The 13,774-nt window shown below is 64.0% G+C and carries 15 protein-coding genes; 6 read left to right on the forward strand and 9 right to left on the reverse strand.

The window, feature by feature from the left end; translation table 11 throughout:
* Window positions 1-49: 49 nt before the first annotated feature.
* Window positions 50-412 carry a metalloregulator ArsR/SmtB family transcription factor gene (locus I6F16_RS03005; protein ID WP_057028929.1) on the reverse strand — a complete coding sequence of 121 codons (363 nt, stop codon included), beginning with the start codon at window positions 410-412 and terminating at the stop codon, window positions 50-52.
* Complete coding sequence (locus I6F16_RS03010) at window positions 412-1,074, reverse strand: SRPBCC family protein (protein WP_225173429.1); 663 nt, start codon at window positions 1,072-1,074, stop codon at window positions 412-414. The genes I6F16_RS03005 and I6F16_RS03010 overlap by 1 nt, the downstream gene beginning before the upstream one ends.
* 173 nt (window positions 1,075-1,247) lie before the next feature.
* On the opposite strand from I6F16_RS03010, the gene I6F16_RS03015 reads away from it, so the two are divergent.
* Window positions 1,248-1,598, forward strand: a complete 351-nt coding sequence (locus I6F16_RS03015; protein WP_036022587.1) for a cupin domain-containing protein — start codon at window positions 1,248-1,250, stop codon at window positions 1,596-1,598.
* 160 nt (window positions 1,599-1,758) lie between these two features.
* On the opposite strand, the gene I6F16_RS03020 is transcribed toward I6F16_RS03015, so the two are convergent.
* From I6F16_RS03020 to guaA, 5 genes are all read right to left on the reverse strand, one after another.
* Entirely contained in the window at window positions 1,759-3,015 is a 1,257-nt protein-coding gene (locus tag I6F16_RS03020; RefSeq protein ID WP_225173430.1) for a serine hydrolase, read from the reverse strand.
* A 307-nt stretch (window positions 3,016-3,322) separates the two neighbouring features.
* Window positions 3,323-4,333, reverse strand: a complete 1,011-nt coding sequence (cydB, locus tag I6F16_RS03025; protein WP_225173431.1) for a cytochrome d ubiquinol oxidase subunit II — start codon at window positions 4,331-4,333, stop codon at window positions 3,323-3,325.
* Window positions 4,330-5,775, reverse strand: a complete 1,446-nt coding sequence (locus I6F16_RS03030; RefSeq protein WP_225112227.1) for a cytochrome ubiquinol oxidase subunit I — start codon at window positions 5,773-5,775, stop codon at window positions 4,330-4,332. The genes cydB and I6F16_RS03030 overlap by 4 nt, the downstream gene beginning before the upstream one ends.
* 297 nt (window positions 5,776-6,072) lie before the next feature.
* Window positions 6,073-6,444 (reverse strand): nuclear transport factor 2 family protein, encoded by a 372-nt coding sequence (locus I6F16_RS03035; RefSeq protein WP_225173432.1) that lies wholly within the window; start codon window positions 6,442-6,444, stop codon window positions 6,073-6,075.
* Window positions 6,445-6,722: 278 nt separating this feature from the next.
* The gene (guaA, locus tag I6F16_RS03040) at window positions 6,723-8,321 is read right to left on the reverse strand and encodes a glutamine-hydrolyzing GMP synthase (protein WP_225173433.1); all 1,599 of its coding nucleotides are present in this window, start codon (window positions 8,319-8,321) and stop codon (window positions 6,723-6,725) included.
* A gap of 262 nt (window positions 8,322-8,583) precedes the next feature.
* Here guaA and I6F16_RS03045 point away from each other — a divergent pair, with 262 nt between their 5' ends.
* Together I6F16_RS03045 and I6F16_RS03050 are read left to right on the forward strand one after the other, a co-directional pair.
* Entirely contained in the window at window positions 8,584-8,916 is a 333-nt protein-coding gene (locus tag I6F16_RS03045; protein ID WP_225173434.1) for a DHCW motif cupin fold protein, read from the forward strand.
* Window positions 8,917-9,179: 263 nt separating this feature from the next.
* Entirely contained in the window at window positions 9,180-9,389 is a 210-nt protein-coding gene (locus tag I6F16_RS03050; RefSeq protein ID WP_008141931.1) for a cold-shock protein, read from the forward strand.
* Window positions 9,390-9,596: 207 nt separating this feature from the next.
* On the opposite strand, the gene I6F16_RS03055 is transcribed toward I6F16_RS03050, so the two are convergent.
* A complete protein-coding gene (locus I6F16_RS03055) occupies window positions 9,597-10,898 on the reverse strand; it encodes an RsmB/NOP family class I SAM-dependent RNA methyltransferase (RefSeq protein ID WP_225173435.1) in 1,302 nt (433 codons plus the stop codon).
* Between the two features lie 28 nt (window positions 10,899-10,926).
* Entirely contained in the window at window positions 10,927-11,349 is a 423-nt protein-coding gene (locus tag I6F16_RS03060; protein ID WP_036000992.1) for an MAPEG family protein, read from the reverse strand.
* A gap of 153 nt (window positions 11,350-11,502) precedes the next feature.
* On the opposite strand from I6F16_RS03060, the gene I6F16_RS03065 reads away from it, so the two are divergent.
* The 3 genes from I6F16_RS03065 (at window position 11,503) to I6F16_RS03075 (ending at window position 13,762) form a co-directional block, all read left to right on the forward strand.
* Window positions 11,503-12,117: an acriflavin resistance protein gene (locus I6F16_RS03065; protein ID WP_225112223.1), complete on the forward strand. Its 615-nt coding sequence runs from the start codon at window positions 11,503-11,505 to the stop codon at window positions 12,115-12,117.
* Between the two features lie 69 nt (window positions 12,118-12,186).
* Window positions 12,187-13,029, forward strand: a complete 843-nt coding sequence (locus I6F16_RS03070; protein ID WP_225112222.1) for a metallophosphoesterase — start codon at window positions 12,187-12,189, stop codon at window positions 13,027-13,029.
* 202 nt (window positions 13,030-13,231) lie between these two features.
* Complete coding sequence (locus I6F16_RS03075) at window positions 13,232-13,762, forward strand: DUF992 domain-containing protein (RefSeq protein WP_225112221.1); 531 nt, start codon at window positions 13,232-13,234, stop codon at window positions 13,760-13,762.
* The last annotated feature ends 12 nt before the right edge of the window (window positions 13,763-13,774 follow it).

Here is a 13,774-nt window from a genome sequence, read left to right on the forward strand (position 1 = left end):
GTGGGACACCCCGGATTACGCTGCGCTCCATCCAGGCTACGGAGCCCGATTACGCCCTCTTCCCTGTCCGCTTGATGATCGGCGCCTTGCGACGCTCGCGCTTGCCGCGCGCGATCTCGGTGGCGAGCGCGTCCAGCTTCGGCTCCCAGAAAATCCTGAACTGGCCAACCCAGGCATCGACCGCTTGCAGCCCGGCGGCGTCGACCGAATAGAGGCGCCTTTGCGCCTCCGCCCGGACGCTCGCAAAGCCGCTCTCGCGCAGCACCTTGAGGTGCTGCGAGACGGCCGCCTGGGTGATGCCGAACTCGGCCCCGATGACTTCGACGACCTCGCCGGACGCCATCTCCTTGAGGCCGAGCAGCTCGAGGATGCGGCGGCGCACGGGATCGGCGAGAACCTCGAAGGCGTGCATCAGCTTCCGGTGCCGGGATGAACGATGTCGGGCGGCATCTCGCCGCGATAGAATGCGATGGTGCGGTCCGAGCACTGCTTCGCCTCGTCAGGATCGACCCCGCTTGCGACATGCGCCGCACGCCAATATTCGCCGCTCGTCGTCATGAAGTCCTTGCCCTCGGGCGAGACCATCCACGCCTCCGCCGTTTCATGATCGACCGATGCCCCGGTCGCAAGATATCGCTCAAGTCCCGCAAGCGCGAGGTCCCAACCGATACCGACCGCACCCGGACCGAACTGATTCCAATGATCCTCGATGATCGCGGTGTGCTCAAGCGTCAGGCGCGCCTGGCTCCGCTCGGCTTTCAGGCTGACGTCGATCCAGCTCGTGGCGCCGCCGAATTCCCAGGTCGCGGCGAAATGGGTGGGCGGCGTGCAGGACGTGATGGTGCCGCCGGCATTGCCCTTGACCTGGTAGCGTCCGCCGAGCCGGAGGTCGCCCTCGACCGGCGCAAACCAGCGCGGGATCCGCTCCCTGCTGGTCACGGCGTCCCAGAGATCGTCGACGCTGGTGTCGTAGAGCCGCGTTAGCGTCACCGCGCTAGCCGGCTTGCCGTCTCTCTCCAAGCTCCTCACCGAGCGCGTCACAAGCCCCAAGACCCTGGCGACGTCGATCTGCATTTTCGGTTCTCCCTGTGGTTCATCCGCCGAACAAATATCGATCGCGACTAATATAAGTCAATACTTATATTGCGCGACGTTCCGCTGCGTCAAACCGCCCGCGAGGCGGAACCAAACAACGGCCACGGCGTCTATCGGTGCCCTCCCCCAGCCCCACAAGACGGAATGACCTCATGAAAGTTCGCAAATTCGCCATCGCCGACGCCTCGCTTGAGCGCTCACCGGGACAGGACGGCGATATCTTCGTCGCCAACTTGGTCGACCAGCGCCACGGCGGACCTATCACGATCGGCTTCGGCCGCTACGCGCCGAACCAAAATCTCAAGGAGACGATGAAGGTCGACGATGTCATGATCGTCCTCGAAGGGAAGCTGTCGGTCACGAGCGACGGCAGCACCGTGACCGCGGGGCCCGGCGAGATCGTCCATATGCCGAAGGGCGAGACGGTCACGATCCGCTCGCACGAGCAAGGCGCCGTCACCGCCTATGTCACCTATCCGCATTGGCAGGAGGCGCATGAGTGAGGCACGAGTTGCGACGCCCTACCCGCCGGGCATCAGCGCCTTCGCCGGCTCGTAGGGCGGATTAGCCGAAGGCGTAATCCGCCATTGCCGACACGGCGCGGCGAGAGATGGTGGATTACGCCGGCGGACTGCGCTTCGCGCAGCCGCAGGCCAATCCACCCTACGCACCGACCACTAGCGCTTTGGCTAGCGCCCTGTAGGCCGGCAGCGTCACGGGATCGTTGGCGGCGTTGCCTGCCATGGGATGCGAGGCGTAGCGTGCGATCACCATTTCGGCCTTGGGATCGATGTAGATGCCCTGGCCGTAGACGCCGCGCGCCATGTAGGCGCCGTGCTCATTGTGCGTGATCCACCATTGATTGCGGTAGGAGGCGCCCGGCAGTGTGGTGTAGCCGGCCGGCTTGAATTTTTCGGGATCGCCGCCGCGCGCGATGTCCTCGACCACCTGCGACGGCACGATCTGGCGGCCGTTGAAGCGGCCGTGGTTGCGCATGGTCTCGCCAAAGCGAGCGAGATCGCGCAATGTCGTGGAGAGACCGCCGCCGCCGCTCTCGGTGCCTATGCGGTCGACGTGATAATGCGCGTCCTCCTCAGCGCCCATCGGCTGCCAGATCCGCTCGGACAGGAGGTCGGACAGCGTCAGGCCGCTGGCGCGCCTGATGATCCACGCGAGCACGTCGGTGTTGACGGTCTTGTAGGCAAAGGCCTTGCCGTGCTCGCCTTGCTTCTTCTGCGCGATGAGGAAATCGAAGATGGTGGTGGGGCCGTCATAGCCCGGAGGGATCGGCGCCATGCCGTTGGCGCGCCTGAGGCCCCACACGTCCGAGTTCTTGTCGGTGTAGACCTCGGTGTAGAGCAGCCCCGTGGTCATATCCATGACCTCGTGCACACGCGCATCGCCGAACGCGCTTGGCTTCAGCTCCGGCATATAGTCCGTGACGGGCGCCTGCGGATCGACCTTCCCCTCGGCGACCAGAATCCCCGCGAGCACGCCGGTGAACGACTTCGTCACCGACATCGCGATATGCGGCTTGTGCGGCTTCAACGCGCCGAAATAGCGCTCATAGATCAGCCTGCCTCGGTGCAGCACGGCGATGCCGTCAGTGTAGGTCTCCTCCAGCATCTTTTCGAACGTCATGGGTCGGCCGTCCATCGTGACCGAGGCAACCCGGCCGATGTCCTGCTCCGCCCGCGGCAACACCGATGCCGGCCCCGCCCCGCGCCAGACATTCACCGTCGGCACCAGCTGGCGGATGTTGCTCCAGGCCCAGCGTAGCTCGGGGAAGCTGCGGAACGAGCCGTCCTGGAAGGTGATGAGGCGGTCGGGGGATGGCGGGAAGCCGCGCATATAGCCGAGGGTTTCGGGGTCGGTTTCAGCAGCAGCAGGCTGCTGGCTGGCGGCAGTCGCGACGGACATTAAGCGGGCTCCTTGGAGACGATGCGGATGTCGTATCACGGGAGCAGAGGTCGGGCATCCGACGTTTGTGCCGGGGAGCTACGCACAGTCGAGATGACGTGGCCAAGCATGGCACGCGAACGGCTCGCAGCGCCGCACTATGCCGAAAGAGGAGTGGCAGCCTGCCGATCCTGCCCGCTCCGGATTCCTCATCCCGCCTTGAGCAACCACCGGATCGGCAATGCGACCACGAAGAGCGTGGTGACACCTGCAGCCCACAGCGTCACGAACCATAGCAGCTGCCTCCAAGTCCGCGATGCGCGCAGCATCAGTGATACCCCTCGCCGTGCCGCACCTTGCCGCGGAAGATCCAATAGACGTAGCCGATATAGACAAGGATCACCGGTACTAGCACCGCCGCGCCGACGAGCAGGAACAACTGGCTGCTGGGATGCGTGGCTGCCTGCCAGATCGTAATCGAGGGCGGCACGATCATCGGCCACATGCTAATGCCCAGCCCGGCATAGGACAGCAGGAAAAAGCCCAGCGCGCACAGGAACGGCATCCCATCCTCGCCCTTTGCGAGCGCGCGGTGAAAGCGCCATGCCAGCAGGGCCAAGAGACCTGGCACAGGCGCTGCGTAAAGCATGTTCGGCAGCGTCAGCCATCGCTCCCGGAACGCAGGGCTTTGGATGACCATCATCAGTGATATGAGGCCGATGAAGCCGAGTGTCGCAAATCCGAGAACGCGTGCGTAGTTGCGGCAGCGTGCCTGAAGCGCGCCGTCGGTCTTCCAGATCAGCCAGCATGCGCCGAGCAGGCCGTAGCCGACGACAAGAGCAATACCGGTCAAAACCGAGAAAGGTGTCAGCCAGTCCCACCACCCGCCGGCGTAAGCACGCCCCTCCACGCGGATGCCCTGCACGATGGCACCAAGGCAAACGCCCTGGAGCAATGCGGCCGCAAAGCTGCCCCACGAGAAGGCGCGGTCCCACCATATTTCACCAGCCGACGTCCGCGCTCGAAACCGCATTTCGAAGGCTACTCCGCGGAACACCAGCGCCAGCAGCATCAGAATGAGCGGCATGTACAGCGCAGGAAAAATCGTCGCGTAGGCCAGTGGAAACACGGCGAACAATCCGCCGCCACCGAGGACGAGCCAGGTTTCGTTGCCGTCCCAGACCGGTGCCACCGAGTTGACCATGACATCGCGATCGGGCCTCGCCACCTCGGCCGGAAACAGGATGCCGACGCCGAGGTCGAAGCCGTCCATCACGACGTAGAGCAGCACGGCCGTGGCGATCAGCAGCGCCCAAATCAATGTGAGGTCGATGCTCATGGCCGGATCCCCGCTTGCCGCGGCTCTGCTCTGTGCGTGTCTGACCCTGCTATCAAGGCTGGCGCCGGCGTGATGCCGGCCGTGCGGACCGGCTGGCCTTGTGGCGGTCCGTGCTCGCCGGCTTCAGGGGTCTGGCGGAAGAGGTGAAACAGATAAGCAATCCCCGCGCCGAACACGACAAAGTACACGACAACGAATGCCGCCAGAGACGCGGCCACCGCCGGCGCTGCGATCGGCGCCACGCTATCGGCGGTCCTCAGCAGTCCATAAACCGTGAATGGCTGGCGTCCCGCTTCCGTCACTGTCCATCCAGCCGTCACAGCGATCAGCCCCGACGGCCCCATGGCCACGGCAAAGCGATGCAGCCATGGCGTGTCGTACAGGGCGTCGCGCCAACGCAGAACGAGCGAGGCCATGCCGAGCACGATCATCAGAATCCCCAAGCCGACCATGATGCGGAACGCCCAGAAGACGAGCGGAATGTTGGTCGGCCAGGTGTCTTTCGGGAAAGCCTTGAGCCCCTTGACCTCTCCATCAAGGCTATGCGTGAGATAGAGGCTCGCAAAGCCAGGAATGGCAATTTGGCCGCGCGTCACCCCGGCTTCGGCGTCCGGCATTCCGAACAGGATGGAAGGCGCGCGGCGCTCGGTCTCGAAGTGACCCTCCATGGCGGCGACCTTGGTGGGCTGGTGGTGATACGAATTCACCCCATGCAGATCGCCGATCAGAAGCTGTAGCGGGGCCACGATCGCGGCCATCCACATCGCCATTGAGAACATGATGCGAGCGCGTTCGTTCATCCTGTTCCGCAGCAGGTGCCAGGCGCCCACGGCTCCCACGATCATCGCGGTCGTCAGGTAAGCCGCCGTCACCGTGTGGGCGAAGCGATAAGGGAACGACGGATTGAAGATGATCGCGAGCCAGCTCTCGGGGATGAATTGGCCGTCCGCTCCCATCGCGTGTCCTGCCGGCGTCTGCATCCAGGAATTTGCGGCTAGAATCCAGAAGGCCGAGAGCAAGGTGCCGCCCGCGACGAAACAGGTCGCGACGAAATGCAGGCGCGGGCCAACGCGTCCCAGGCCGAAGAGCATGACTCCAAGGAAGCCGGCCTCGAGAAAGAATGCCGTCAGCACCTCGTAGCCGAGGAGCGGCCCGAGCACCGGGGATGTCTTGTCGGCAAACACCGACCAGTTCGTGCCGAACTGATATGACATGACCAAGCCCGACACCACGCCCATGGCGAAAGCGACAGCGAAAATCTTAAGCCAATAGCGGTAGGTATCGAGATAGGCGCCCCGGCCCGTCCACAGCCACAGCCCTTCGAGCACCGCAAGATAGCTCGCCAGCCCGATCGTGAAGGCCGGAAACAGGAAGTGCCAGACCACCGTGAAGGCAAACTGGAAGCGCGCGAGATCCAACGCGCTGGGTAATAAGTCGGACATAGCTCCGCCCCCGACATCAAGTGCGGCCCGCCGCTAACGCTTTCAACCTACGCTTGTTCCAACTGCCTCGAACATCCGATGTCGAGGGTTTTTAAGCATTCTGCGGGCACTGTCCTTGAAGGCTATCCTCGGCACATTACCATCTCAATATGCCGGAATGTCCTACCCCGCGCACGGCCTGCAACGGACGAGTTGCGGTTGAGTTCGACGCGCAGAGGCCGTTCTGCCGGCTTCGAAGAGCCGGCGCAGAGCTTATTTGATCAATGCAAGTTCTGGCGCGCTGCCGTTGGGCAAGCCTCACAAGAGGCCATTGTCCTTGAGCAGTTGAACTTCATCACCCGTAATCCAGCCGAAAACCTTCAGCAGCCCATCATTCTGCTCAAGCAGATAGGCATTGGTAAAAGGCACGTCGATACGCCTGCCATCTTTCTCGAATTCGCTGCTCCAGCCCACGTGGACAAGGCAATGTGTTTCATCGATCGAATGCATCTCGATCTCGGAGACGGTGACCGCCTTGTTTCCGATCTGACGGTAGCGCTCGTATCCTTTTGAAATCCGCTCGACAAAAGCGTGATCGTTGTCCCCTGCCATGACACCCTTTGGTCCTGCAGCGATATATTGGGTGGAAAAAAGCGAACGAAAAAACTCCTCATCAAGAGTACCGTCCAACCATCTCTGAAGGCTTGGGCATATCGTTCAAAGAACTGTTCCACTTCGCTTGTCGAGATGGTCATCGCAACTCCTCCTTCGACTTCGAGAAAATGTTGCCAGATCCGCCGCAAGCTGACGGTGCGCTACCTATCGATCTTGGCAAAGATGGACCCTGTGCCAGCGACGCGAGTCTTGCCGGCGCTCGCAAGCACCAGCTTGAAAACGAAGAAGCCCGCATCTCTGCGGGCGTTCCAGGGTTTCACCTTTCTGGTTCCGGGCCGTGCCAACCAACCAGATCACTCCCACTCGATCGTCCCCGGCGGCTTGCTGGTCACATCATACACCACGCGGTTCACGCCCTTCACCTCGTTGATGATCCGCGTCGCGGTCTCCCCTAAGAACTTCATGTCGAACTGGTAGAAGTCCGCGGTCATTCCGTCGGTCGAGGTCACGGCGCGCAGGCCAACGACGTAATCGTAAGTGCGGCCGTCGCCCATGACGCCGACGGTCTTCACGGGAAGCAGCACAGCGAACGCCTGCCAGATTTCGTCGTAGAGGCCGTGCTTGCGGATCTGGTCGATGTAGACGGCGTCGGCTTTGCGCAGGATGTCGAGCTTGGCCCTGGTGATGTCGCCGGGGCAGCGGATAGCAAGGCCCGGGCCCGGGAACGGATGGCGGCCGACGAAAATTTCGGGGAGGCCGAGCTCACGGCCGAGCTTGCGCACCTCGTCCTTGAACAGCTCGCGCAGGGGCTCGACGAGCTTCATGTTCATGCGCTCAGGAAGGCCGCCGACATTGTGGTGCGACTTGATCGTGACGGAAGGTCCGCCGGTGAAGGAGACGCTCTCGATCACATCAGGATAGAGCGTGCCTTGCGCCAGGAAGTCGGCACCGCCGATCTTCTTGGCTTCAGCTTCGAACACCTCGATGAAGAGGCGGCCGATGGTCTTGCGCTTGGCTTCGGGGTCGGTGACGCCCTCCAGCTCGCCGAGGAATTGCTTGGAGGCGTCCACGTGCACGAGCGGGATGTTGTAATGGTGGCGGAAGAGGTCGACGACCTGCTCGGCCTCGTTGAGGCGCATCAAGCCGTGATCGACGAACACACACGTCAGCTGGTCGCCAATAGCCTCGTGGATCAGCACGGCCGCAACGGCCGAATCGACGCCGCCGGAGAGGCCGCAGATCACCCTGCCCTTGCCGACCTGCTGGCGGATCTTTGCAATCTCCTCCTCGCGGAAGGCGCGCATGGTCCAGTCGCCGGTGAGGCCGGCGATCTTGCGCACGAAATTGCGGATGAGCTTGGCGCCGTCGGGCGTGTGCACCACCTCGGGGTGGAACATCAGGCCGTAATATTTGCGTTTCTCATCCTGGATGATTGCGAAGGGCGCGTTCGGCGAGGTGCCGGCGACGGAGAAGCCTGGCGGCATCCTGGTGATGCGGTCGCCATGGCTCATCCAGACCTGGTTCTTGCTGCCTGACGACCAGACATCGGCGAACAGCTGGCTCTCGGCCTTCACCTCGACATCGGCGCGGCCGAATTCGCGGTGATGGCCGCCCTCGACCTCGCCCCCTAACTGGGCCGCCATGGTCATCTGGCCGTAGCAGATGCCCATCACCGGCACGCCGGAATCGAAGATGAGTTGCGGGGCGCGGGGCGAGCCGGCCTCGTGCACCGATTCCGGGCCGCCGGACAGGATCACCGCTTTCGGCTTCATCTCCTCGAAGGCGCTTTCTGCCTTGTTGAACGGGACGATCTCGCAATAGACGCCGTCCTCGCGCACGCGACGCGCGATCAGCTGCGTCACCTGGCTGCCGAAGTCGACGATGAGAATCTTGTCGTGCGCCGAGGCCACCGAGGGCGTCGACGGGGAGCGGTCGTTCTGTGCTGCTGTCATGGCCAGCCAATACGCTGGCGGCGCGCGGGCCGCAACCGCGGCGGTGGCGCGCCCACATGCTTCTTTGGGCATGGACACGAGACGCTTAGGTAAGTAATATTTACCTAATTTGTTCGTCAACGCAAACGTCGTCGCAACGGTAACGAGCGCTCCAAGAAAAAGCGGCCACATCGGGGCAACGATCAAGCCTCGCGCCCGCAATGACGGAGGCAACAGCGTTCGCTAACAAGAGCGGCGCCGGCTCCGAGACAGGATCGCCCCCATGAAACTCCCCACCTCCCCCTTCACCGTCACCGACTGGAGCAAGGTTGAGCCGACCATGCATCCCGGCGAGAGCGGCGAGGCTACATGGCGCACGCTCAACATCGGCGAACTCCGCGTGCGGATGGTGGAGTACTCGCCGGGCTATCTCGCCGATCATTGGTGCGACCGCGGCCACGTGCTCTACGTGCTGAAGGGCGAGCTCGATAGCGAGCTGCGCGACGGGCGCAAATTCAAGCTCACGGCGGGAATGAGCTACCAGGTATCGGACTTCGGCGACGCCGCGCACCGGTCCTCGACGACGACGGGCGCCACGCTCTTCATCGTCGACTGAGGCGCGCCGACGGTTAATTTGCACCGCAAAATAGCAAAGTCGCGCGACGTTTCGGGTCGCGGGTGGTGCCTTGAAGTGGCCCCAAATTCTCGCTATATTGTGATCATCGATACTTGGCCGAACGACTGGGCCGCTTCGCTTCGTTGCTGACGGGCGCGCACGCTTCAGATGAATTCTCCAAACATCGACTCATCAGGGACTATGGGCGCAATGCTGCGTACCGGTCTGCGTGCGTACCTCTCTAACTAAACAAGGAAATTCCCATGGCTATGGGCACCGTGAAGTGGTTCAACACCCAAAAGGGTTATGGTTTCATCCAGCCGGATGACGGCCAGAAGGACGTGTTCGTTCACATCAGCGCCGTCGAGCGCGCTGGCCTCTCCTCCCTCAACGAGGGTCAGAAGGTCTCGTTCGACATCGTCGCCGACCGCCGCAGCGGCAAGTCGTCGGCTGACAATCTCCGCGTCGGCTAACGCCCTCGCACCGTTCTGACCGCGGACGTACCGGCAGAACGTTGGAACTCGAAAGCCCCGCGACCGGGATCGGTCTGCGGGGCTTTTGTTTTTGATGTCATTCCGGGGCGCCCGCAGGGGCGAACCCGGAATCCATGGACCCGCGGAGACCGCCGCACGATGGATTCCGGGCTCGCGCTACGCGCGCCCCCGGAATGACAACGTCGATCAGCCGGTCTTTTTCAGCACCGACACGAAAAACCCATCCGTCCCGATCCGGCGCGGCGTCATCAGCCAGCCCTCGGCTGACTGCAGCGCAGCCTCGCCAAAGGCTTCCGCCTTGTCCCAGAGCACGCTTGCGGTCTGCTCGGGCGGGACAACCGAGAACTCGCCATGTCGGCCGACGAACGCCCTCACCTGCTCGCCGTTCTCCTCCGCCAGCACCGAGCAGGTGATGTAGGCGATGCGGCCGCCCGGCTTGACCAGCGGAACCGCGCGCTCCAGCACCTCGGCCTGGTCACGCAGGCGTATCTCCAGCGCACCGGGGCGCATCCGCCATTTGGCATCGGGGTTGCGGCGCCAGGTGCCGGTTCCGGTGCAGGGCGCGTCGATCACGACGAGGTCGGCGGTGCTGCGGATGTCGGCAAGCGAATCGGCCTCGCCCTTGGGCGTGCGGATTTCGGCGTTGTGGACGCCGGCGCGCGACAGCCGCTCATGGATCGGCGCGAGCTGGCGCTTGTCGCGGTCGGTCGCGATCAGCCGGCCCTTGCCCTGCATCAGGGCGGCCAGCGCCAGCGTCTTGCCGCCGGCGCCGGCGCAGAGATCGATCACCTGCTCGCCGGGTTTTGCCGCTGTAAACTGGGCCGCAAGCTGCGATCCCTCATCCTGCACTTCAATCGCGCCCTTGATGAAATCCTCCTCCGCCTGGATGCCGGGGTTGCGCGCATCGGCCGAAAGCTCGATGCGCAGGCCGGTTGCGGACCAGGGCGTCGGTTTTGCATGAAGATGAGAAAGCCCCTTCAGCACCTTGTCGCGGTTGGATTTTAGCGTGTTGACGCGCAGGTCCAGCGGCGCCCGGCTCGCCATCGCGGCCGCCTCCGCGGCGCGATCCTCGCCGAACACTTTTGCAAGGTGCGGGTCGAGCCATTCCGGGTAGTCGCCGGCGACGGCGGCAGGTGCGTCCTGGAGGGAGCGCGAGGCGAGCGCCGCCTGCTCGGCCTCGGTCAGCGGCGCCGGCGCAAAGCGGCTGCCGTCGAACAAGGCGCCCATAGTCGCCGTGTCCATGTTGCGCTCGAGGCGGAGCATGCCGATCAGCCGGGCCCGCGCGGTATCGGAATCCATCAGCCAGGCGCTCGAGGCGTAGCGGCGCAGCACATCCCAGACGAGGCCGGCGATGGCCGCGCGGTCGCCGGAACCGGCGAAGCGGTGCGCGGTGCCCCACTCCTTCAGCGCCTTCGCCGCGGGCACGCGGTCCCTCTCGATGGTGTCGATCAGTTCGATGGCTGCGGACAGCCGGGCAGCAGGGGTCATTCGCGTTCTTTCAAGTGGTGCGCAGCGCCTAGATCAGCAGCAAAAGCTTCAGCGCGAAGTAAATCCACATCGCGAGCAGCACCAGCACGCCGGCGAGCCAGACCGTGGAGCGGCGGCCGAGATCGTTGGAGGAAACGAACACGCCGGCATGGGCAAAGCGCGTCACCACGAACACCCAGGACATCAGCACGATGAAGAGATCGGCGCGGCGCAAGGGCAATGCCAGCGCAATCAGGACATAGAACAGCACCGGCAGCTCGAACTGGTTGCGGTAGCAATTGGCGATTTGTGTGGCGCCCTTCGGCCAGTTCGGCTCGCCGAGCGCAATGTCACGGATCTTGGTCTCGCCGGAGACCAAGGTCTTGCGGCGCGCCAGGACCATGCCGATCAGCAGCGCGAAGGTGAGAGCGACCTGCACGAAGACCGGCAGCAGGACCATTTGAACGGACATCGGAACTTTCCCGGGAGGCGAAATGCCGCCGACGTCATTAGCCGCGACTTTTGGCGCTGACAATGAACGACTTGAACCGGCATTCCCGCTTCCCCGACCAACCCCAGATTGTTGAAGCGATTTCGGCCCCTTGGGCCCCGAGGCGAGCCAGCCATGAATTCCTTGTCCAGCTTGTTCAGCGAAGCCGCCGCGGGCCAGCTCGGCCTCCTGATGTCGGCACTGTCGGGGATCGCGGCAGCGCTCGCGGTCGCGCTGGCCATGACGGTCTACTTCCGCCTGAGTTACAGGACCTGGCGCGACGTCATCAGGCATGGCCTGGCGACCTTGGCCGCGCTCGCGCTGTTCGCCTTTGCCGCCTACGACATGCGTCACGCGGCGCTCGCCTATCTCGGTCTCAACCCCTCCAAGCCCGCCGTCGAGTTCGAGATCCGCATGCCCCGGGAGATGCTGGCGGCGGTGGGCGACAGCCAGATCGAGCTGCACACCGACCGCAACCAGACATTGGCGCTGGTGGACGGCGTGCGCGACCTCTCGGACGGCCGGGCCGTGCTGCGCGGCGCAGTGGTGCTCAACCACCGCACGGCCGATCGCGTTCTGGTCGTGAACCTCTCAGGCAAGGGCGTCTTCGAGTTCCGCCTCCGCCTGCCGGCCGAGCCGCATCGCTCCGGCCAGTTCGGCCCCTGGCACCTCGCCGACCGCATCGCTTCCCCGCTCGCCGCTGCCGTCGCCCCGCAGGACGGCTACAGCATCCGCTATCGCGTGCTTTAAACTTTGTTCGTTGCGATCCATGCCCGGCCCGTCATCGTTCCGACGCGCGGCGACGGGTAGGATGATCGCATGCCCGAATTTCGTCTCACGCAGATTTCCGACACCCATCTCGGCCGGCGCTTTCCCGGCCTGATCGCCAACTTCCATCGCATCAGCGAGCACATCGGCGCCGGCAGACCCGATCTCGTCGTCAACACCGGCGACGTCTCATTCGACGGGCCGACCAGCCGCGACGACCTTGAATTCGCGAAAGGCCTGCACGACGCCCTGCCGGTCACCTGCCGCTATCTCCCCGGTAATCACGATATCGGGGACAATCCGACCGCGATCGGGCCGGCGCCGAAGCCGCCGGTCAGCGAGACCCACCGCCGGCAGTTCTGCGACATCATCGGCGAAGATCATTGGGCGTTTGACGCCGCGGGCTGGCGCTTCATCGGCCTCAATTCGCTGGTGATGAACTCAGGGCTCGCCTTCGAGGCCGAGCAGTTCGACTGGCTGTCTCAGGAAATCTCGCGCGTGAACGGCAGGCCGGTCGCGCTGTTCCTGCACAAGCCGCTGTTTCTCAACCTGCCCGACGATCCCGAGACGCCGGAGACGTCGATCCGCTACGTGCCGCAGCCGGCGCGGGCGCGGCTGATCGAGATGTTCGGCAAGGTCGACCTGCGTCTCATCGCCAGCGGCCACGTGCACCAGCGCCGCGACTTCACCTTCCGCCACACCCGCCACGTCTGGGCGCCGTCAGCGGGCTTCGTCATCAACGATCAGCGCCAGGACCGGATCGCGATCAAGGAAGTCGGCCTGGTCGAATACCGCTTCCAGCCCGACAGTCTCGAGGTCCGCCACATCAGGGCGGCCGGCCAGGTCGATGTCGATATCGAGGAGCTGCTCATCCAGATGGGCGACGGGCACTGATAAAATCGGCTGCGTGCAGTAGGCGCGCTTGATGTCCGCCTGTCACTCAACACCTAGCGCAGAGCCGGACACGCGTGCTCCACATCCCGACCCCGTAAGCGAGGCCTGTCTCGTGGTTCTGGAGCTTCGGCTTGCGACCAACAGGAACATCGCTGGCTCCGCGCGCATTGAAGGACGATCAGACTACGTCGATGGAGGCCCCATGACCAGGACAACGCTGAATGAAGCGAGGCTGACCAATTTGGCCACGGCTTGCGCGGCCTTGGCACTCGTCCTCACGATGGTTCCGGCAACGGCGCAGGAGGCTGGGCGCTCGAGAGCCGGCACACTCACGTGCAACATATCGCCCGGAGTCGGCATGATTGTTGCGGGACAACGGCAGCTGAGCTGCATCTATGCATCGGCACGAGGCAGGGCGCGCGAGGCTTACGAAGGCACCGTCAGCACGCTTGGTCTGGACATAGGAGCCACGTCCGGCGGTCAGCTCGTTTGGACCGTGTTTGCGCCAACGACAGTTCGCCGGGCAGCCTTGGCCGGAACTTATGCGGGCGCGACCGCCGGCGGCACTGTCGGCGCCGGAGTTGGTGCCAACCTCCTGGTGGGCGGCTCGGATCGTACGATTGCCTTGCAGCCGGTGTCCGTCCAGGCGCAGACAGGTGTGAACGTCGCAGCAGGCATATCAAGAATGGAATTGCGGCCGATTGCTGCGCCTGCACGCGGCAAGGCCCAGTGACGGCCGTCGCTG

This window comes from Bradyrhizobium sp. IC4060 (assembly GCF_020193715.1).
Taxonomy (GTDB): domain Bacteria; phylum Pseudomonadota; class Alphaproteobacteria; order Rhizobiales; family Xanthobacteraceae; genus Bradyrhizobium; species Bradyrhizobium yuanmingense.